Source organism: Sphingopyxis sp. MWB1 (assembly GCF_000763945.1).
In the GTDB taxonomy this organism is placed as follows: domain Bacteria; phylum Pseudomonadota; class Alphaproteobacteria; order Sphingomonadales; family Sphingomonadaceae; genus Sphingopyxis.
The window spans coordinates 2,155,087-2,174,964 of record NZ_JQFJ01000002.1; the positions used below are offsets into that span (position 1 = coordinate 2,155,087).

Genomic DNA, 19,878 nt, shown 5'->3' on the forward strand with positions numbered 1-19,878 from the left:
CCTGCCGCTGCCTCGCCCCCCGACGCATCGGCCATGACCGACCTGCTCGCCAAGGCGGGGACGCTGGTCGAGGCGCTGCCCTATCTGCAGCGCTATGCCGGCGAGACCTTTGTGATCAAATATGGCGGCCATGCGATGGGCGACCCCGAAGCGCAGCGCGACTTTGCCGAAGATGTCGTGCTGTTGAAGGCCGTCGGGATCAATCCGGTCGTCGTCCATGGCGGCGGCCCGCAGATCGGGGCGATGCTGAAGCAATTGGGGATCGAATCGACTTTTGTCGGCGGCCTGCGCGTGACCGATGCCGCGACCGCCGAAGTCGCCGAAATGGTGCTGGCGGGCAAGATCAACAAGGAAATCGTCGGCTGGATCGCCGCGCTCGGCGGGCGCGCGGTCGGCCTGTCGGGCAAGGATGCCAATCTGGTGCTCGCCGAAAAGGTGCGGCGCACCCAGCCCGACCCGACCTCGGGGATCGAGCGCCATGTCGACCTGGGTTTCGTCGGCGAACCGGTGGCGGTCGATCCGACGATCCTGACCAATTTGGCGAATGACAATTTTATTCCGGTGGTCGCCCCCGTGGCGCTGGGCGCCGATGGCGCCACCTATAATATCAATGCCGACACGATGGCGGGCGCGATTGCGGGCGCGCTGGGCGCCAAGCGCTTCTTTCTGCTGACCGATGTCGCCGGGGTGCTCGACAAGGCAGGGACGCTGCTGACCGATCTCGATCGCAAGACCATTGACGGGTTAAAGGCCGATGAGACGATTACCGGCGGAATGATCCCCAAGGTGGACACATGTTTGTCGGCGGTCGATGCCGGGGTCGAAGCCGCGGTGATTCTGGACGGACGCATCCCCCATGGCATGTTGCTGGAAATTTTCACGGCAAGGGGTGCAGGCACGCTGATCCATCGCTAAAAGCCATATCCATAAAAAGCCTCTCGGCATTACGTCGCAGCATTACGGAGATCGACCTTGTTTCTCATGCTTCTCCAGATCGTGGATATTTTGCTCACCATATTATGGTGGTTCATCATCGCGCAGGCGGTGATGTCGTGGCTGATCGCGTTCAACGTCATCAACACGCATAATGAATTTGTCGGCCAGCTCTGGAACGTGCTCGACCGGATCACCGAGCCGCTCTACCGCCCCTTCCGGCGCATCATGCCCGATTTCGGCGGGCTCGACCTGACCCCGATGCTGGTGCTGATCCTGATCATCATCATCCAGGGGCCGGTGCTGCAATATCTCGCGCGCTTTGCCTATAACAGCGGAATGGTCTGATGGCCGCCGCATCCGGGATGATTGACGGCAAGGCCTTTGCCGCGGGCCTGCGGGCGCGCATCGCCGAGGCTGTTCCCGCCTTTCGCGCCGCGACGGGCCGCGCGCCGGGACTGGCGGTCGTGCTGGTCGGCGACGATCCCGCAAGCGCGGTCTATGTCGGGTCGAAGGGCAAGGCGACGCGCGCCGCGGGCATGGAAAGTTTCGAACATCGGCTGCCCGCGAGCGCGACGCAGGACGAGGTCGAGGCGCTGTTGGCAGAGCTTAACGCCGACGAGGCCGTCGATGGCATTTTGCTGCAATTGCCGCTGCCCTCGCACCTTGACGAGCAAAGGGCGGTCGCCACCATCCATCCCGACAAGGATGTCGACGGATTGACCCCGGTGAGCGCGGGGCGCCTTGCGCTCGGCATCCCCGGCATGGTGCCCTGCACCCCCTATGGCTGCCTGTTGCTGCTTCAGGACCGGTTGGGCGATCTGAGCGGCAAGGATGCGATTGTCGTCGGCCGGTCGATTCTGGTCGGCAAGCCGATGGGGCAATTGCTGCTGGGCGCCAATTGCACCGTCACCATGGCGCATAGCCGGACGCGCGATCTGCCCGCGCTGGTGCGCCGCGCCGACATTGTCGTGGCGGCGGTCGGCCGTGCCGAGATGGTCAAGCGCGACTGGATCAAGCCCGGCGCGATCGTCATCGACGTCGGGATCAACCGTCTGCCCCCCGCAGAAGGCGAGGCCAAGGGACGGCTGGTCGGCGATGTCGATTATATGGGCGTCGCCGAAGTGGCGGGCGCGATTACCCCGGTTCCGGGCGGTGTCGGCCCGATGACCATCGCCTGCCTGCTGCGCAATACGCTGGTTGCCGCGCACCGCCGCGCGGGCCTTGCCGACCCCGAGGGGTTTTGATGCGGATCGCCGGGATACGGGGCATTGCCGCGGCGCTGACCCTGTCCCTGCTTTCCGCCTGCGCCGCCGCGCCGCGCGGCGACATATATCAGCGGCCGCTGGCGGCCAATCCCAGCGCCTTTGTCGCCGCCGAGATCGGCTTTGCGCAACTGGCTGAGCAGAAAGGCCAGTGGGCGGCCTTTCGCGAAACCGCGCATCCCGACGCGCTGATGTTCGTGCCGGAGCGGGTGGTGGCGCGCGACTGGCTGAGACAGCAGCACGAGCCCGCGGAGCCGCTGCGCTGGCAGCCCCATGCGGTTTATTATAGCTGCGACGGCAATGTCGGCGTGACGAGCGGCGCGTGGCAAAAGGGCGGCGAGACGGGCTTTTTCAACAGCGTCTGGCTGCGCGATGACAAGGGTAAGCTGCACTGGGCGCTGCGAATGGGCGACCGGCTGGACAGCCCGCGCATCGCCCCCGATTTCATTGCGACGCGCAAGGCGGCGTGCAAGCCCCGGCGCGAGGCGCTGCCGCCGCCCGGCGGCAATCCGGCCGCAGCGATGGTAGCGGGCATGGCAAAGGATGCGACGCTGGAATGGGATGTTTCCGCCGATAGCCGGGGCAAGCCGCGCCTGATCGTGCGGTTGTGGAATGGCGAGGCGATGGAAAATGTGATCGACGACCGGGTCGAGGGGGCGGGCCTTCCATGATCGACCTGTTCATCTCTGCCTTTGTCACCCTGTTCGTGGTGATCGACCCGCCGGGCTGTGCGCCCATTTATGCGAGCCTGACCGCCGAGGCGAGCGCGGCGCAGCGCCGCGCCATGGCGGTGCGCGCCATTTTGATCGCGGGCTGTATCCTGATTTTCTTTGCCATGTTCGGCGAAGCCTTGCTGTCCTTTCTGCACATCGACCTCGACAGTTTCCGCGTCGCGGGCGGGATCATGCTGTTCATGATCGCCATCGACATGGTGTTTGAAAAGCGCACCGAACGGCGCGAACAGCGCGCCGAAAAGGTGATGGCGACCCCCGAGGTCGAGGATGTGTCGGTGTTTCCGATGGCGATGCCGATGCTGGCGGGTCCCGGCTCGATTGCGTCGGTGATGCTGCTGGTGTCGCATAATCACGGGCTGGAAAATGCCTTTGTGATCTTTGCCGCGCTGTCGCTGGTGCTGCTGTTGACGCTCGCCGCGCTACTGAGCGCCGGGCCGCTGATGCGCCTGATCGGGCAGCAGGGCGAGGCGGTGATCACGCGCCTGCTGGGCGTGTTGCTGGCCGCGCTGGCCGCGCAATTTGTGATCGACGGGCTGAAGGCGAGTTTCCCCTCGCTGGGGTGACACGCCGGGCTGACAAAGAAGGGGGCGGTGCGCTGGTGCGCCCGCCCCCCTTTAACAATCCATGTTCTTGACGATCAGAGCGTTCCGCCGAGCGCGCCATATTTGGCTTCGAAACCGGCCTGATCCTTGCGCGCGAGATAGCCCGCCTGATCGACCCAATTGTCGCGCGTGATCCGCCCTTGAAAAGTGCCGAGCTGGGGATCGATCGCCGCAATATCTTCCTCGGTCCAGGCGGCGATCTGTTCAAAGCGGGTGATGCCAAGGCTGTTGAGCAGCGTGACCAGCTTTGGCCCGACACCCTTCATCAATTGCAGATTATCCGCCGGCTGGGCCGAGGGTACGGCGTCGGCGGGCGGCATCCGCTCGATCCCCGGCGCGGCGACGGGGGGCGCGGGCGGCTCGGCTGGAGGCGCGGTGGGCGCGGGTTCGGGCTTTTTGAAGCGCGCGGGTTCGGCCGCGATGATATCGGGCTTTTTGGGTTCGAGCGGCTTGGCCGGTTTTTCGGGGGCCGCGGGCGGCGCCACCTCGTCCGGCATTTCGGGGCGGTTGCGGGCAAAAAGCCACCAGACAAGCGCGATAGCGACGATCGCCACGACCAGCGCGACGATCCAATTTTCCTGAAGCCAGAGCATAGACATTCTCCCTGCTGTTCGATCAGTTTATGACGGGGAAGCCCGGGGGTCCACCCCGCCACGGGGGCGGATCAGCGCGCCTCGCGTGCGACTTCGCGCCAGCCGATGTCGCGGCGGCAAAAGCCCGAGGCAAAGTCGATCTTGTCGACCGCCGCATAGGCGCGCGCCTGCGCTTCGGTGACGGTGGGGGCAATGGCGGTGACATTGAGCACGCGGCCCCCGGCGGCGACGAGCACGCCATCGGCGCGCGCGGTGCCCGCGTGAAAGACGCGCACCCCGCCGGCTTCGGCATCGGCGATATGGCGGATCGCGCCGCCTTTTTCGGGCGTGCCGGGATAGCCCTTTGCCGCCATCACCACCGTCAGCGCATAGCCGCCGGTGAAGGTGGGCGCGGGAGCCTCGGCAAGCGTTCCGGTGGCGGCGGCGTGGAGGAGCGCGGCGAAATCGCCCTTGAAGCGCATCATCAGCACCTGGCATTCGGGATCGCCGAAGCGGCAATTATATTCGATGAGCTTTGGTCCCGCCTCGGTCAGCATCAGCCCGGCGAAGAGCACGCCGACATAGGGGGTGCCATCGGCGGCGAGCGTGTCGACGGTGGGGCGGATGATCTGATCCATCACCGCCTGTTGCAATTCCGGCGTGAGGACGGGCGCGGGGCTGTAGGCGCCCATGCCGCCGGTGTTGGGGCCGACATCGCCGTCGCCGACGCGCTTGTGATCCTGCGCGCTGCCAAAGGCGACGACATGCTGGCCGTCGGACAGGGCGAAGAAGCTCGCTTCCTCCCCGGTCATAAATTCCTCGATCACCACTTCGGCGCCTGCGCCGCCAAAGGCGCCGCCGAACATGTCGGCGATGGCGCCCTCGGCCTCGGTGCGGCTTTCGGCAATGATCACGCCCTTGCCCGCGGCCAGCCCGTCGGCCTTGATCACCACGGGAATGGCGATATCATCGAGCGCGGCGAGCGCCTCCTGCGCGCTGGTGCAGCGGACATAGGCGGCGGTCGGGATGTTTGCGCGGGCGCATAAATCCTTGGTAAAACCCTTGGACCCCTCCAGCTGGGCGGCGGCGGCATCGGGGCCGAAAACGGCAATGCCAAGCGCGCGGAGGCGATTGCCCAGCCCCGCGACCAGCGGCGCCTCTGGCCCCACCACGACCAGCTGGATGCGATGCGCCTCGACAAAGGCGACCAGCTTGTCGAGATCGTCGACCGCAATCGGCGCGCATTCGGCATAGGTTTCAATGCCGGGGTTGCCGGGGGTGGCATAGAGCTTGGCGCAGCTTGGCGATTGTGCCAGTTGCCAGGCGAGGGCATGTTCGCGGCCCCCCGACCCGATAAGCAGGATATTCATGGTAGCTCCTTTTCCCGATCCGGCGTCCGATGGCGATACGCCCGCGCGGCTGTTAGCCGAGGCATCGCGCGGCGACAATGCACCCGCCCTGTCGGTCGGCCAATTATCCGCCGCGATCAAGCGCGCGGTAGAGGACGGCTTTTCGCGCGTGCGGGTGCGCGGCGAATTGTCGGGCGCCAAACGCGCGGCGTCGGGGCATTTCTATGCCGCGCTCAAGGACGATAATGCGCTGATCGACATGGTGATGTGGAAGGGGCAGGCGGCGCGGCTCGCCTTTCGGCCCGAAGACGGGATCGAGGTGATCGCGACGGGGCGCGTCACCACCTATGCCGGGCGGTCCAAATATCAGCTCGTCGTCGACAGCCTGGAGGTGGCGGGCGAAGGCGCGCTGATGCTGCTTTTCGAAAAGCTCAAGGCGCGGCTGGGCGGCGAGGGGCTTTTCGACCGGGAGCGCAAGCAGGGTCTGCCCTTTCTGCCGCGCACCATCGGCGTGGTGACATCGCCGACGGGGGCGGTGATCCGCGACATATTGCACCGGCTGGCGGATCGCTGTCCGGCGCATGTGCTCGTCTGGCCCGTGCTGGTGCAGGGAGAGGGCGCGGCGGCGCAGGTCGCCAATGCGGTGCGCGGCTTTGACGCGCTTCGGCCCGGGGGCGCGGTGCCCCGGCCCGACCTCTTGATCGTCGCGCGCGGCGGCGGGTCGATCGAGGATCTGTGGGCGTTCAACGAAGAACCGGTGGTACGCGCCATCGCCGATTGCTCGATTCCGGTGATCAGCGCGGTGGGGCATGAAACCGACGTCACCCTGGCCGACTATGCCGCCGACCGCCGCGCGCCCACGCCTACGGCGGCAGCCGAGATGGCGGTGCCGGTGCGCGCCGAACTGCAGGCACAGCTTGCGACATGGCAAGGGCGGCTGATGGGCGCGGCCAATCGCGTGCGCCTGCTCGGCGGGGAGCGGCTCGCCGCGCTCGCCCGCCATCTGCCGCGCCGCGAGAGCCTTTATGCGCCGCAGCGCCAGCGCCTTGATGAAGCCGAGGGGCGGCTCGATCGGACGCTCCACCACCGCCTCGACCGCGCCGCCGAGCGTTTCGCGGCGCTGGAACGCCTGCTGCCCCCGCCGACCGCGCTGTTCACGGCGCGGCAGCAGCAGCTTGTGGGCACATGCCGTCATATGGAGCAATGGACGCGCAACCAGATGGCGCGGACCGAGGAAAGGTTGACCAGCCGCGCGCATATTTTGCGCCCCGCCCTGCTGGAGCGCAATTGGCAGCGCGACCGCGCGCGGCTTGATGGGCTGGGACGCCTGCTCAGTTCGCTTGATCCGCGCGCGCTGCTGGCGCGCGGCTATGCCATGGTGCGAAGCGCCGACGATGACGCGGTGATCAGCACCGCGGCCGGCGCCCGCGCGGCAGGCAGGATGAAGCTGCACTTTGCCGACGGCGGGGTCTCGGTCCTCGTCGCTGAGGGCGCGGGCGCTGCGCCTGCACCTGTCGCCGCGCTCGCCCCTTCACCGCGAGCCAAAGCCAAAAAGCCCAAGGAGCAGGGCGAGCTTTTTTGACGCCGATTGTGGAATCGCCCGGACTGGCCGCGCGCGCCATTATGATTATACTCCGCCCGATGATCTTCCCTTTTGAATGTGAGCGCCCATGTTGATTGCCAGCCGAAACCGCCTTGCCCGCCTGCAATATGGGCCGAATGGCTTCAAGATCTTGTCGCCCGGCGACCATGTGACCTGCGCGGTCACCGGCGCGGCGATCGGGCTTGACGAGCTGCGCTATTGGTCGGTCGAGCGGCAGGAAGCCTATGCGACCGCCGCCATTTCGGTGCAGGCGCTGCTGGAAGACGCGCCGAAATGAGGGGCGCGCACGGGTCGATGCCCAAGGCCGCCTCCATCACCCTGCTGGCGGCGCTTGCAGCGTGCGTGCCCGCGGCGAGCGAAGCCAATGGCGCAGAGGAAGAAGCCGCCGCGCCGCTGTCGGTCAGCAAGGCGCCGCCCCCCACCCCGACCCCCGCGCCCTTGCCCCCGCCCGAACCCGTGCGGGCCGACTTTGTTCTCACTGGCCAGGCCGAACAAGGCGGGGCGATGACGGGATTGGCGCCCAGCGGCACCGAGCGCCTTCTCTTTAATGGCCAGCCGGTCGAGGTGGCAAAGGACGGGCGTTTCCTGATCGCCTTTGACCGCGACGCGGCCGCCGAGGCGCTATTGGTCGCCGAATTGGCCAATGGAAAGCGGGTTGAGCGCACGCTGGCGGTAACCCCGGGCCAGTGGCGGATCGAGCATGTCAACGCCCCCTATCGCGGCAGCGCGTCGAGCAGCGCCGAATTCCAGCGCCGCCGCCCCGCCGAACTGGCCCAGATCGGCGAAGCCCGCGCCCGCAAGGTCGAATCGGACGGCTGGCGACAGAGCTTCATCTGGCCGGTCAAAGGGCGTTTTTCGGGCTTTTTCGGATCGCAGCGCGTCTATCAGGGCAAGCCCGGCAGCTATCATAGCGGCACCGACATCGCCGTGCCCGCGGGCACCCCCTTTGCCGCCCCGGCCGATGGCGTCGTCGTGCTCGCCGCCGATCAGCCCTTCACGCTGGAAGGCAAATTGCTGATCGTCGACCATGGCATGGGCCTGAACAGCGCCTTCCTCCATTGCCAAAGCCTCGACGTCAAAGTCGGCGACCGCGTCGTGCAAGGCCAGCGCCTAGGCACCGTCGGCGCCACCGGCCGCGCCACCGGCCCCCATATGCACTGGGGCATGAAATGGGGCGCGGCGCGACTGGACCCGGGGAAACTGGTGGGTGCGATGGCTTCGCCCTAAAACAATAATGGTAACAATCGAAACATAGTTTCGTCATATTAACACTCGAGGCCAGATGTGTTGCGTTGTCATTTGCTGGTGTTGCAAATCGGTCACACAGCGGTTTGAAACCACGGAAATTGGCCGATTTTGCTTTACTCAAAATGAACGAAAGCCCATCCCTCGCTGTATCGGGGTGTATGACGCGGCGGATGTTGCATCGGCGCGCGTCGTTCATTCGGGTGATATAACCATCAGTAGCAAGGGAACTGCACTGTGAAGAACACGCATTTTTCAAAGTTGAAATTGAGCGCGGCGCCGATCGTTATGGGCGTCGCCTTGGTTTCGGCACCCGCATTCGCGCAGGATGCGTCTGGCGACGAAGCGGCCGTTTCGGTTAACGAGGTGATCGTTGTTACCGGCTCGCGTATTACCAACCCCAATCTGGTCCAGTCCAGCCCGGTGCAGGTGATTGGCCGGGATGAAGCATCTCTTCGCCAAACGGCGAGCGCCGAAGATCTGGTTGGCGAACTGCCGGGCGTTTCTCCTGGCATCGGCAGCAATGTGAATAATGGCAGCGGCGGCTTCGCTACGCTCAACATGCGCGGCCTCGATACCAACCGTAACCTCGTGCTCCTCGACGGGACCCGTCTTGTGCCTTCAAGTCTCCAGAGCGAGACGGACCTGAACATTCTGCCGGTTGCGTTGATTGAGCAGGTAGAAATCGTTACCGGCGGTGCCTCGTCCGTTTATGGTGCGGACGCCGTTGCAGGTGTTGCAAACTTCATCCTCAAGCGCGACTTTTCTGGCTTGGAAGCCTCGGTTGGCACCGGTTTGACCCAGCGTGGGGATGGTGCGCGCTTTACGGCCAATGTTACGGCAGGGGCCAATTTTGATGATGGCCGCGGTAATGCCGTGCTGAGCGTGGGTTACACGCAGATCGACCCTGTGCTGCAAGGTGATCGCGCGGTATCTCGTTCAGCTCTTTGGGTGAGCGGTGATGTACTGGGTTCGGGGACTGCTGTACCCACCCGCTTGAACGGCGACCAATATGATCCCGACACGGGTGAGCTGGTCCCGACATATAGCAGCTTCAATTTTGCGCCCTTTAACTATTTCCAGACGCCGATGGAGCGTTTCAACATCTTTGGCGCTGCTCGCTACGAGGTCGCCGACGATATTGAAGTCTATACCAAGGGCATGTTCACCAAAAGCACCGTGTCGTTGCGACTGGCGCCCTCTGGCATGTTCGGGGATACGTGGCAGTTTCCTCTGAACAACCCCTTCATCAATGATTCCATTCGGAACGATCTTTGCGACGCCAATGGCATTGATGCGGCGCGCTGTTCGGCCGCCGGCGCTGCTGCCGACCCCACGGATCCCAACTATCTCGAAGTTCCGACGATTGTGAACCGCCGTCTGGTGGAAATGGGCGCGCGTGAAACCGACTATGTTACCAACCAGTTCCAGATTTGGGGTGGTGTTCGCGGATCGGTGACCGATACGGTCAAGTTCGATGTCTATGGCACCTATGGCCAGTCGGACCGTACGCAGACCGCGCGCAATTGGGGTTTGAAGTCACGTTTGCAGCAGACCTTGCGCGCTGTTGATACCGAAACTTGCGTTGACAATTCGAACGGCTGCTACCCGGTTAATCTCTTCGGCGATGGCCAGGCAATTGATCAGCGGACGATTGATTTTATCAATGCTCCGGCCATCACGACGGTTACAACTTCGCTTGCAGTAGTGAATGCCAGCTTGTCCGGTGAATTTGGTAACGAGAGCTTTCTGTTTGCCAACACCCCTATCGGCTTCGCTGTCGGCGCGGAGTATCGCGAATATAAAGCAAGCCAGATTTCTGACGCGGCTTTCGGTACGCAGGATGAGGTTATGGGTACGGGCGCTCCGTCTCCCAGCTTCTCTGGCGGGTATGACGTCAAGGAATTGTTCGGCGAGCTTATCGTTCCGATCATCGAAGATGTGCCCGGATTCCACAGTCTGACTTTGGAGGCTGGCGCTCGCTATTCGGACTATTCGACCTCCGGGACCAATTGGACTTATAAAGTCGGGGGCTCGTGGGAGCCGGCGCGTGGTTACAAGGTACGCGGCATCTTCCAGCACGCCGCGCGCTCGCCGAACATTTCAGAGCTGTTTCTTCCTGTTACGACAGGTCTGACCAATTTGGCCGTGGACCCCTGCCAAGGGGCGTTGCCGGTGGGCAATGCTGCGCTGACGGCTATTTGTATTGCACAGGGTGCACCGGCAGGAAGCATTGGCTCAATTCCCGCTCCTTCGGCGGGCCAGATCAATGCAACGAGCGGCGGCAACCCTGCCCTCGGAGTCGAAAAAGCGGATAGCTACACAATTGGTGTGGTCCTGACGCCGCCTCAGGTTCCGGGCTTCTCGGTTACGCTCGATTATTTCAATATCAAGATTGCCGACGCCATCACCACGCCTGTGCCCGGCGACATCCTGGATCCTTGCTTCGAGGACGGCGATGCTGCAGCTTGTGCGCTGGTTCGGCGCAATCCGTTGAACGGCTCACTGAATGGCGGCGGAGATACTCCGGGGCTGCTTCTCAATCTGACTAATCAGGGTGAGATCAAAACCTCGGGCGTCGACGCTCGCCTTACCTATAAGGTCCCTGTCAGCTTTGGCGCACTGTCTTATGACTTCACTGGTACCTGGACCAAAGATCTGAAGTTCAAGGCAAGCCCCACGACGGCTTTCCGTGATTGTGTGGGGCAATATAGCACCAATTGCGGGTTCTCGCAGGGCGAGATTATGCCGGAATGGAAGTTCAATCTGCGCACCACCGCCAATATTGACGGCTTTGGCGATGTTTCGCTCTTGTGGCGCTGGATCGACGGAGTTGAATATGAGCGTGGTCTGCCCACGGCTGGTATAAACCCGGATTATCTGTCGATCGATTCGTACAGCTATTTCGATCTGTCGCTTCGTCCCCATGTTTCGGACAATTTCCAGCTGACTTTCACTGTGCAGAACTTGCTGGATAAAGATCCCCCGGTTGTCAGCTCCTATATCGGAACGACAACGCACAATTCGGGTAATACTTATCCCGCGACATATGATGTGCTCGGACGCACATTCTTCCTGTCGGCGAACATGAGCTTCTAATATCTAGAAGACTTTCTGAGGGAGGCCCTTTTGAAGGGTCTCCCTCATCTTTTTCTGTGAAAAAACATGTCGGGCTTTACGAGAGAAGCAACGGAAGTGGTAGCGTAAGGGGTATCCCTCGCTCTTGAGCAACGGTTTCAGCCCAGACTGTCACCTTTTCAATTTCGTCGCGGTGAGCCTCGACCGCCATATCATATTCCTGGCGACGATCCTCGGCTCCGAAAAACTCTTTGGTTTTGGAGTGAGTGGTAAAAGCGGGCCCCTCAGCAACTGCCTTCAGGGTAGCTGGCTCCAGCGGAAGCCCGTAGAACTGGGCGAGTTTCTCCATCATATTGAGAGGGTCGGCGAGAAGGCTCTTGCTGTCGAGCGTCCTGATACGCGCTGCCCCGAAGCGTTCACATAGCTTTGAGAAATAATCCTGCTGAGCCAGCCAGCCCGCCGCGGCGATTTGTAGATCGCTTTGCAGGAAATGTTGTTCGTCGGTGAAGCCCAGTTGAATCATCTTATCGCTTCGCAGGCCAGCAAAAAGTTCGCGAACCCACAAGCGTCCCCACAAACCCTTCTTTACGATGGATGTCAAAAACGTACTGAGGGGGGCATATAATAAAATAGCGCGGGATTGAGGTCGCAGACCTAACAATGCGGGCGCCAAGCTGTTTACGATGTTTGACGGCTTGATGATATTAACCTCTCCGTCCTCAAACGGGCGAGCGAGCAAGGCGAGGCTAATGTCGAGCGTGGCCGCCAACTTTTGCAGATCACACCCCCGCCGTTTCCAGCCGACAAGGTCGTTGAGAATAGTCGGTTCTTTCAACCCCATAGCAGTGCCTTCAATGTCGCAGGCACGCGCCAAGAGGGTCGAGCAGCAAAAGGCCGAATGGAGTATGAAATGGATCGGCGAAGTTTGAAGCGGTTGCTTGATGTCAGCAAGAGGAATAGCGATCCGCTCCGCCTCGGAAGGTAAATATTCCTCTGTCAGGAATGTCACTTTTCGATGGATGCCGCGTGCAGTTTTTAGAAAGTGAATTTCGTCACGGGCTTCAGCGTATCGGTGAGGTAACCATGAGGCGTCTTCGAAAATGGGAAGACTGTTCTCTGCCGCCTTACGGCGCTTTGCACTTTCCGTCTCTGGTGACAGGGCAGGGGTAATGGCTACGCCCGGCCTTCTCGACATTGGCTGTTCGGCGATGTCCCCAATTAACTGATTGGAAGCGGGGGGTAGTCGTCGCAATAGCTTTTCTTCCCTAAAGTCTCGGGAGGCTTCACATAAGTAATCGATGCGAAGCGGGCGTGAGCCGCAAGGCGATGCCTTTTTCAAGGGAAGCTCGATGCCTCGACCAACCGACGAAATATTAGCCAATTGGTCCGGATCTGCAAGGGGATTCAGTGACGAGTGGCGCGCGTGATTTCCAACGTGAGCTGTTGCATATCAGTCACACCCAGCGGTTTTTGCGTAAAAATCGGGCGAAACGGCTTTACTCGGCAGGGTAGGGCGATATCCCGGTAGGCACCCGGGGGGTCTGACTAAGGCTAAATATCGTCTCTTTGATGTATCCCCGGCTGTTTTATCACCGGTAGCAGGGGATCATGCTGTGAAAGCATCAGGAATATTCAAGTTCAAGCAGGGGGTCGCCCCCCTCGTATTGAGCGCCGCCTTGGTTTCGCCTTCAGCATATGCGCAGGAAGGGGGCGCTGCCAATTCGAGTGAATATGTTGGCGAGGAAGCGATCGTGGTCACCGGCTCGCGTATCGCGCGGCCGAGCCTCGATTCGACAGTTCCCGTGACGGTGCTTTCCGGCGAAGAGTTCTTCCAGCAGGCGTCGATCAATGTCGGCGACACGTTGAACGACTTGCCGCAACTGCGCAGCACGTTCAGCCAGTCGAATGCTGGCCGGTTTTTGGGCACCACCGGGCTCAACCTTCTCGACCTGCGTGGCCTGGGGACACAGCGCACGCTGACTCTCGTCAACGGTCGTCGGCACGTTCCTTCTGACATTCTCTCCAACGGGACTTCAACAGACGTCAATACGATCCCGAATGATTTGATCGAAAGGGTCGATGTTGTCACGGGCGGCAATTCGGCGATCTACGGATCGGACGCCATAGCGGGCGTGGTCAACTTCATCCTGAAGGATGATTATGAAGGTGTGCAATTGCGGGGGCACACGAGCCTCAATTATGAAGGCACGTTCCCCACGCGCTATGTTTCGGCCTTGGCAGGCACCAATTTTGCTGATGGCCGTGGCAATGTAACAGTCCATGGCGAATATTCGAAACAGGAGCGCGTATACGGATCCGATGTATCATTTCTTCGGCGGAATGATGGTTTTCTCACGATTGATATCGATCCCGCTGGCTCCCCGCGAGGAAGCGATGGCTTTCCGGACCGTGCTTTTTTCCAGGATATCCGCTCGCGCAGCATTTTCTACAACTCCCTGGTTCCTATCTCGCGCTTTGAAAACGATGCCGCATGCGGTACCGGTATCAATGGGGTAGCCTACAACTGCATCTTGTTGTTCACGCCTGATGGCAATCTGGTTTCCGAAGATGCGAGTTCTATCGTCGGCACCGGTCCCATTGGTTCAGCGATCGGGGGTCGAGGGCAAACGGGGCGCGAGGGCGAACTGCTTTCGGTTATACCTAACCAGCAGCGTATAAATTTGAACTTGCTGGCTCGTTTTGAAATCAGCCCGGCGCTTGAGCCGTTCATTGAAGCCAAGTATGTTAATATCAAGACGCAAGGGCAGCAATCGTCGCCAGCCTTTCTTCAAGGTCAATTCCTTACCTTTGGCGATGCCCGTGAGGCACCGCGGCTGGACAATCCGTTCCTGAGCGATCAGGCCCGCGAGCTGATTAAGCAGCAGTTGCTCGAGTCCGGGCGCCGAGGCAGCTTGATCCGCAATGCGTTGCTTTCTCGGCCGCTGACGGCTGCTGACATTGCCGCGATCAATGACGGCTCGTTTCGCTTTGATATTTCACGGTTCCTTTCCGATCTCGGAAACCGTGACGAGAAGTCAGAGCGGGATGTGTTCCGAATTGTCGCTGGATTAAGAGGCGAGTTTGCTTCGAGCTGGAATTACGAGGTTTCAGTCAATTACGGTCGTGTGAAAGAGGCCACTGAAATTCTGGGCAATATCGTTCCTCAGCGTTTTCTGCTTGCGTTCGATGCTGCTCGTGATCCATCCACGGGTCGTATCGTTTGCCGTTCGCAAATCGACCCAAGTGCGGCGATCCCTTACGATAGCGCAGAAGCTCTCGCGGAAGAGGTTGCAAATTGCGTACCATATAACCCATTCGGCGCTGGCGATAATCGGGCGGCGGGCGAATATATTGTAGAGAATACTGTTTCGCATGCAACGCTGGAACAACTGGTGGTCTCCGGCTTTGTTTCAGGCGATTCGAGTGGTTTTCTTGAGCTTCCCGGCGGCCCAATCGGCTTCGCATTGGGGGCCGAATATCGCCAAGAAAAATTATTCTACCAAGCCGATCCGATCGTGGAGGCTGGTCGTACTTTCTACAACGCGTTGCCGACCTTCAAACCAGAGCCCTTTGAGGTTAAGGAAGTTTTCGGTGAGATCCGTATCCCGCTCCTTGCCGAACGTCCGTTTTTTGAAGAGCTGACCATTACGGGAGCCGGACGGATTTCCGATTACGACGGTGCGGTCGGCACTACCTATGCATATAATGCCGGGGTGGAGTGGCAGCCGGTGCGCGATGTTCGGTTCCGGGCGCAATATGGCCGATCGGTTCGGGCGCCGAATCTCACCGAGACGTCTTTCCCGCTGACGCAGAATTACGCGCCTAGCTTCCAAGACCCTTGCCGTGCTGCCAATATCGGAACCGGGTCTCAGTATCGCGCTGCCAATTGTCTGGCGGACCTGGGCCCCGACTTGTTGGCCTCGATTGCCACCCTGCCCAATTATTCGCTGGAAATTCTTAGCGGCAGCAACATCAATCTGGGCGAGGAAAAGTCCGATTCCTATACGGTTGGGGCAGTAATCCAGCCACGTTGGGTGCCTGGTCTGTCGCTGACGATCGACTACTTCGATGTGAAGGTGGATGATGTTATCGTTGCACCCAGCGCGCAACAGATCGTAAACGCATGTTACGATCTTCCGGATCTTAACAATCAGTTCTGCGATATTTTCCAACGGTATCGGGGAGACGGTCTTGGACCTAATCAAGAGGTTCCTGGACAGATTCTTGACGCCGACGCGGAAATTACGCCCTTGAATTTCGCCGCTCGAACGGTGCGTGGCATTGATACGGAACTGGCGTATAGCAAGCCCTTTGGGAACAATAACCTGTTCAGCACACGGTTTATGTATACCCACTTATTCGAACGGAGTAACTTCCAAGACCCCTCACGCCCGGACTACGAAGATCGAATTTTGAGCGAATTGGGCGACCCTCAGGATGAATTCCGCTGGAATGTAGACCTGAAGCTGGGCAATGTTACTCTTGGATATAAGATGAGCTACATCGGCCCCATGGTTCTTAACAACTATGAGGATATATATAGCCTTCAAGGGCGTGAGCCGGAAAATGAAGACTATGCTGACGTTCGGAAATATCCGGCTACATTCTATCACGATGCCCGTGTTCAATTCGAATTGAATGATGAGTTCGATATTGACCTTGGTGTTGATAATATTCTCAACACCAATCCACCCCTGGGCCTGACTGGCATTGGAGGTGGCAGCGGGATTTATCGGATCAAGGGGCGCGTATTCTACGTGGGTGCGCGTGCTAAATTCTAAATCCTGAACTTCTACGTTTATGGGGGGCGAAGCATTTTGCTTCGGCCCCCTTTTTTTGGGAGATGGTGGTGGGGGCTGGGCAACAAGCTATCGGGCTGATGCAGCAAAAAGGGGTGAGGGCTGCCTTTGAGTTGCTTTCAGAAAAGGTTTCTGCGGGCGATCCAGAAGCAGCTTTTGCTCTGGCACAATGGCGCTTGACCGGGGACATAATCCGTCGGGATCTCGTGGAGGCGCGTCGCCTCTTTGGTTTGGCGGCGCAATGCGGTCTTAGAGAAGCCCAAGGGCCTTACATTGCATTGCTGGCAAATGGAGCTGGCGGGACGGGGTGCCGAGAATGGCGAGCCGCTTTGCGAAGCCTGCGCGCCAGTGCCGATGCCGAAGAGAGTGAACGCCAACTCGCTCTGATTGAGGCCATGGATGTGGATGATCAAGGAAATCCTCGCATGACATGGAAGAGCGAAAGGGTTTCTGTTGCGCCGCAAATTTGGAAATTGGCTCACTTCTTATCACCCGAGGAGTGTAGCTATCTTTGCAGCTTGGCTATGCCGCGTTTGCAGCCTTCAGTCGTAATACATCCGGCAACTGGGGAATTCATCCGCGATCCAGTTCGAAAATCTTCCACTACATCCTTTCCTTTCATAGATGAGAATCCGGTGATCCATGCAATTAATCGTAGAATTGCGGCGGCAACTGGAACTTCATATAATCAAGGGGAGCCGACTCAGATAATTTCCTATGATGTGGACGAAGAGTATCGGTTGCACAGCGACGTCATCCCTTCCAGCGACAATCAAAGGGATCTGACATTTCTTATATATTTGAATACGCATTATGAAGGCGGAGAGACTTATTTCCCGTCATCGGGATGGGCGTATAAGGGCAAATTAGGCGAAGCCGTGTTTTTTAAAAATGTGGATGAACGGGGCGCGCCTTGCCCGCTGGCTGCCCACGCTGGCTGCAAGATTATCTCCGGTAGAAAAATGATTCTTTCCAAATGGATCAGGCGTCAAGCGCTGGATATCAGAGGGCCATCTGGCAAGCCCTTCTAAGTTAAAAGGCCCCCATAAGCTTGCTCTCGCCTGCACGACTGAACGGGATCTGAGAAGCGGGCTTTTGCGAATCCATGCTTAACCGGCGGGCTGTAGGGTGAGCCTGCCCTCTCCTTCTTCAACTTTCACCACATCCCCATCCTTCACCTCGCCTTTCAGCAGCATGTCGGCGAGGGGGTCTTGGACATATTTTTGTACTGCGCGTTTGAGGGGGCGGGCGCCGTAGATGGGGTCGTAGCCGACGCGGGCGAGCCAGTCGCGCGCGGGGGGGGTGAGGTCGATGCTGATCTTGCGGTCGGCGAGCAGCCTTTGCAGGCGCGCGATCTGGATGTCGACGATGCCGCCCATATGCTGTTGCCCCAGGCGGTGGAAGAGGACGATCTCGTCGAGCCGGTTGAGGAATTCGGGGCGAAAATGGCCGCGGACGATCTCCATCACCGCAGGTTCGGCCTGTTCGACCGGCGCATCGTCGGGGAGCGCGGCAATCGCCTGGCTGCCGAGGTTCGAGGTCAGGATGATCAGCGTATTGGTGAAATCGACCGTGCGCCCCTGTCCGTCGGTGAGGCGGCCGTCATCGAGCACCTGGAGGAGGATGTTGAACACATCGCCATGCGCCTTTTCCACCTCGTCGAACAAAATGACCTGATAGGGGCGGCGGCGGACGGCTTCGGTGAGCGTGCCGCCTTCTTCATAGCCGACATAGCCCGGGGGCGCGCCGACGAGGCGCGCGACGCTGTGCTTTTCCATATATTCGGACATGTCGATGCGGACCATCGCCTGATCATCGTCGAACAGAAAGCCCGCAAGCGCCTTGGTCAATTCGGTCTTGCCGACCCCGGTGGGGCCGAGGAAGAGGAAGCTGCCCAGCGGACGATGCGGGTCCTGCAGCCCCGCGCGCGCGCGGCGCACCGCGGTGGAGACAGCGCGGACCGCCTCGCTCTGGCCGATGACCCTTTTGGAAAGGGCGCTTTCCATGGTGAGGAGCTTTTCGCGTTCGCCTTCCATCATCCGGTCGACGGCGATGCCGGTCCAGCGGCTGACGACAGCGGCGATATCTTCGGCGGTCACTTCCTCGCGCAGCATCGCGTTGCCCGTGGCGGCCTCCGCCGCTTCGAGGCGCTTTTCGAGCTCGGGAATGCGGCCGTAGCTCAGCTCGCCCGCCTTGGCGAGATCGCCGGCGCGCTGCGCCTGTTCGAGTTGCAACCGCGCGGCGTCGAGCTCCTCCTTGAGCCGCGCCTCGGCGTGGATTTTCTCTTTCTCCGCCTGCCATTTCTGCGTCAGTTCGGATGATTGCTGTTCGAGATTGGCGAGCTCGGCGCGTAGTTTCTCGAGGCGATCCTTTGATGCCTCGTCGCTTTCCTTGCCCAGCGCCGATTCCTCGATCTTCATCTGGATGATGCGGCGGTCGAGATTTTCAATCTCTTCGGGTTTGGATTCCACCTCCATGCGGATGCGGCTCGCCGCCTCGTCCATCAGGTCGATCGCCTTGTCGGGCAGGAAGCGGTCGGTGATATAGCGGTTGGACAGGGTGGCGGCGGCAACGATTGCGGCATCGGTGATACGCACGCCGTGGTGCAGCTCATATTTTTCCTTGAGCCCGCGCAGGATCGAGATGCTGTCCTCGACCGTGGGTTCGCCGACGAAGACCGGCTGGAAACGCCGCTGAAGCGCGGGGTCTTTTTCGACATGCTTGCGATATTCGTCGAGCGTCGTCGCGCCGATGCAATGGAGTTCGCCGCGCGCGAGGGCGGGCTTGAGCAGGTTGGAGGCGTCCATCGCGCCTTCGGATTTGCCCGCACCGACCAGCGTGTGCATTTCGTCGATGAAGAGGATGATTTCGCCCTCGGCGGCTTTGACATCGTCGAGCACGCCCTTCAGCCGCTCTTCAAATTCGCCGCGATATTTGGCGCCCGCAATCAAGGCGCCCATGTCGAGCGCGAGCAGGCGGCGATCCTTGAGGCTGTCGGGCACATCGCCATTGGCGATACGCAGCGCAAGCCCTTCGGCGATGGCGGTCTTGCCGACGCCGGGTTCGCCGATCAGCACCGGATTATTCTTGGTCCGGCGGGCCAGGATCTGCACCGTCCGGCGAATTTCCTCGTCGCGGCCGATGACGGGGTCGAGCTTTCCCTCGCGCGCGACTTCGGTGAGGTCGCGGGCAAATTTCTTGAGCGTTTCATAACGCTCCTCGGCCGAGGCCGTATCGGCGGTGCGGCCGCCGCGCAGATCGTTGATCGCGGCGTTGAGCGCGTCGGCGGTCAGCCCCGCCTCGGCAAAGGCCTTGCCCACGGGTGTCGATTTGGAAAGCAGCATGGCGAGCAGCAGCCGCTCGACCGTGACATAGCTGTCGCCCGCCTTGGCGGCGACCTGTTCGGCCTGATCGAGCAGGCGCACCGCATCATTGTCGAGCCCCGGCGTCGCCTGCGCGCCCGAGCCGGAGACGGCGGGCAGCTTGGCGAGCAGCGCGTCGATACCCGCGATCGCGCGCGCCGTATCGCCGCCGCTGCGGGCGATAAGGCCCGCGGCCATGCCCTGATTATCCTCCAGCAAGGCCTTGGCGATATGTTCGGGCGCGATGCGCTGATGATTCATGCGGATCGCGATTGTCTGGGCGGCCTGCAAAAAGCCTTTGGCGCGATCGGTGAACTTTTCCAGATTCATGGGGGG

At 60.7% G+C, this 19,878-nt stretch carries 15 protein-coding genes; 11 read left to right on the top strand and 4 right to left on the bottom strand.

Going from position 1 to position 19,878, the window contains the following annotated elements; genetic code table 11:
* The first annotated feature begins 33 nt into the window (after positions 1-33).
* The 5 genes from argB (at position 34) to JV18_RS0110815 (ending at position 3,495) form a co-directional block, all read left to right on the top strand.
* Entirely contained in the window at positions 34-915 is an 882-nt protein-coding gene (argB, locus tag JV18_RS0110795) for an acetylglutamate kinase (RefSeq protein ID WP_033075261.1), read from the top strand.
* A 66-nt stretch (positions 916-981) separates the two neighbouring features.
* Complete coding sequence (locus JV18_RS0110800; RefSeq protein WP_033074491.1) at positions 982-1,281, top strand: YggT family protein; 300 nt, start codon at positions 982-984, stop codon at positions 1,279-1,281.
* The gene (gene folD / locus JV18_RS0110805; protein WP_033074492.1) at positions 1,281-2,180 is read left to right on the top strand and encodes a bifunctional methylenetetrahydrofolate dehydrogenase/methenyltetrahydrofolate cyclohydrolase FolD; all 900 of its coding nucleotides are present in this window, start codon (positions 1,281-1,283) and stop codon (positions 2,178-2,180) included. Before JV18_RS0110800 ends, folD begins: the two co-directional genes overlap by 1 nt.
* Positions 2,180-2,869: a hypothetical protein gene (locus JV18_RS0110810; RefSeq protein WP_052071904.1), complete on the top strand. Its 690-nt coding sequence runs from the start codon at positions 2,180-2,182 to the stop codon at positions 2,867-2,869. The genes folD and JV18_RS0110810 overlap by 1 nt, the downstream gene beginning before the upstream one ends.
* Entirely contained in the window at positions 2,866-3,495 is a 630-nt protein-coding gene (locus JV18_RS0110815; protein WP_033074493.1) for a MarC family protein, read from the top strand. Before JV18_RS0110810 ends, JV18_RS0110815 begins: the two co-directional genes overlap by 4 nt.
* Positions 3,496-3,569: 74 nt before the next feature.
* Here the strand turns inward: JV18_RS0110815 and JV18_RS0110820 are convergent, their stop codons facing one another.
* Positions 3,570-4,127: a hypothetical protein gene (locus JV18_RS0110820; protein WP_033074494.1), complete on the bottom strand. Its 558-nt coding sequence runs from the start codon at positions 4,125-4,127 to the stop codon at positions 3,570-3,572.
* Positions 4,128-4,198: 71 nt separating this feature from the next.
* On the bottom strand, positions 4,199-5,476 hold the full coding sequence (gene purD, locus JV18_RS0110825; protein ID WP_033074495.1) for a phosphoribosylamine--glycine ligase: 1,278 nt from the start codon (positions 5,474-5,476) through the stop codon (positions 4,199-4,201).
* Between purD and xseA the strand changes: the two genes are divergently transcribed.
* From xseA to JV18_RS0110845, 4 genes are all read left to right on the top strand, one after another.
* Complete coding sequence (gene xseA, locus JV18_RS0110830) at positions 5,475-7,037, top strand: exodeoxyribonuclease VII large subunit (protein ID WP_033074496.1); 1,563 nt, start codon at positions 5,475-5,477, stop codon at positions 7,035-7,037. The genes purD and xseA overlap by 2 nt on opposite strands.
* A gap of 88 nt (positions 7,038-7,125) precedes the next feature.
* Positions 7,126-7,335 (top strand): DUF2093 domain-containing protein, encoded by a 210-nt coding sequence (locus tag JV18_RS0110835; RefSeq protein ID WP_033074497.1) that lies wholly within the window; start codon positions 7,126-7,128, stop codon positions 7,333-7,335.
* A complete protein-coding gene (locus tag JV18_RS0110840) occupies positions 7,332-8,285 on the top strand; it encodes a M23 family metallopeptidase (protein ID WP_033074498.1) in 954 nt (317 codons plus the stop codon). The genes JV18_RS0110835 and JV18_RS0110840 overlap by 4 nt, the downstream gene beginning before the upstream one ends.
* A gap of 255 nt (positions 8,286-8,540) precedes the next feature.
* A complete protein-coding gene (locus JV18_RS0110845) occupies positions 8,541-11,402 on the top strand; it encodes a TonB-dependent receptor domain-containing protein (protein ID WP_033074499.1) in 2,862 nt (953 codons plus the stop codon).
* Positions 11,403-11,478: 76 nt separating this feature from the next.
* Here the strand turns inward: JV18_RS0110845 and JV18_RS0110850 are convergent, their stop codons facing one another.
* Positions 11,479-12,762 carry a hypothetical protein gene (locus tag JV18_RS0110850; protein ID WP_235303145.1) on the bottom strand — a complete coding sequence of 428 codons (1,284 nt, stop codon included), beginning with the start codon at positions 12,760-12,762 and terminating at the stop codon, positions 11,479-11,481.
* A gap of 232 nt (positions 12,763-12,994) precedes the next feature.
* Here JV18_RS0110850 and JV18_RS0110855 point away from each other — a divergent pair, with 232 nt between their 5' ends.
* A complete protein-coding gene (locus JV18_RS0110855) occupies positions 12,995-16,162 on the top strand; it encodes a TonB-dependent receptor domain-containing protein (RefSeq protein WP_235303147.1) in 3,168 nt (1,055 codons plus the stop codon).
* 62 nt (positions 16,163-16,224) lie between these two features.
* Entirely contained in the window at positions 16,225-17,211 is a 987-nt protein-coding gene (locus JV18_RS15055; RefSeq protein ID WP_081944769.1) for a 2OG-Fe(II) oxygenase, read from the top strand.
* A gap of 78 nt (positions 17,212-17,289) precedes the next feature.
* Here the strand turns inward: JV18_RS15055 and clpB are convergent, their stop codons facing one another.
* Positions 17,290-19,872, bottom strand: a complete 2,583-nt coding sequence (gene clpB, locus JV18_RS0110865) for an ATP-dependent chaperone ClpB (RefSeq protein ID WP_033074501.1) — start codon at positions 19,870-19,872, stop codon at positions 17,290-17,292.
* Positions 19,873-19,878 lie beyond the last annotated feature (6 nt).

What these genes read in the sequence shown, in the direction of transcription:
- argB (WP_033075261.1), top strand. Translation starts at nt 34, where the DNA reads ATGACCGACCTGCTCGCCAAGGCGGGGACGCTGGTCGAGGCGCTGCCC.
- JV18_RS0110800 (WP_033074491.1), top strand. Translation starts at nt 982, where the DNA reads ATGCTTCTCCAGATCGTGGATATTTTGCTCACCATATTATGGTGGTTC.
- folD (WP_033074492.1), top strand. Translation starts at nt 1,281, where the DNA reads ATGGCCGCCGCATCCGGGATGATTGACGGCAAGGCCTTTGCCGCGGGC.
- JV18_RS0110810 (WP_052071904.1), top strand. Translation starts at nt 2,180, where the DNA reads ATGCGGATCGCCGGGATACGGGGCATTGCCGCGGCGCTGACCCTGTCC.
- JV18_RS0110815 (WP_033074493.1), top strand. Translation starts at nt 2,866, where the DNA reads ATGATCGACCTGTTCATCTCTGCCTTTGTCACCCTGTTCGTGGTGATC.
- JV18_RS0110820 (WP_033074494.1), bottom strand. Translation starts at nt 4,127, where the DNA reads ATGCTCTGGCTTCAGGAAAATTGGATCGTCGCGCTGGTCGTGGCGATC.
- xseA (WP_033074496.1), top strand. Translation starts at nt 5,475, where the DNA reads ATGGTAGCTCCTTTTCCCGATCCGGCGTCCGATGGCGATACGCCCGCG.
- purD (WP_033074495.1), bottom strand. Translation starts at nt 5,476, where the DNA reads ATGAATATCCTGCTTATCGGGTCGGGGGGCCGCGAACATGCCCTCGCC.
- JV18_RS0110835 (WP_033074497.1), top strand. Translation starts at nt 7,126, where the DNA reads ATGTTGATTGCCAGCCGAAACCGCCTTGCCCGCCTGCAATATGGGCCG.
- JV18_RS0110840 (WP_033074498.1), top strand. Translation starts at nt 7,332, where the DNA reads ATGAGGGGCGCGCACGGGTCGATGCCCAAGGCCGCCTCCATCACCCTG.
- JV18_RS15055 (WP_081944769.1), top strand. Translation starts at nt 16,225, where the DNA reads ATGGTGGTGGGGGCTGGGCAACAAGCTATCGGGCTGATGCAGCAAAAA.
- clpB (WP_033074501.1), bottom strand. Translation starts at nt 19,872, where the DNA reads ATGAATCTGGAAAAGTTCACCGATCGCGCCAAAGGCTTTTTGCAGGCC.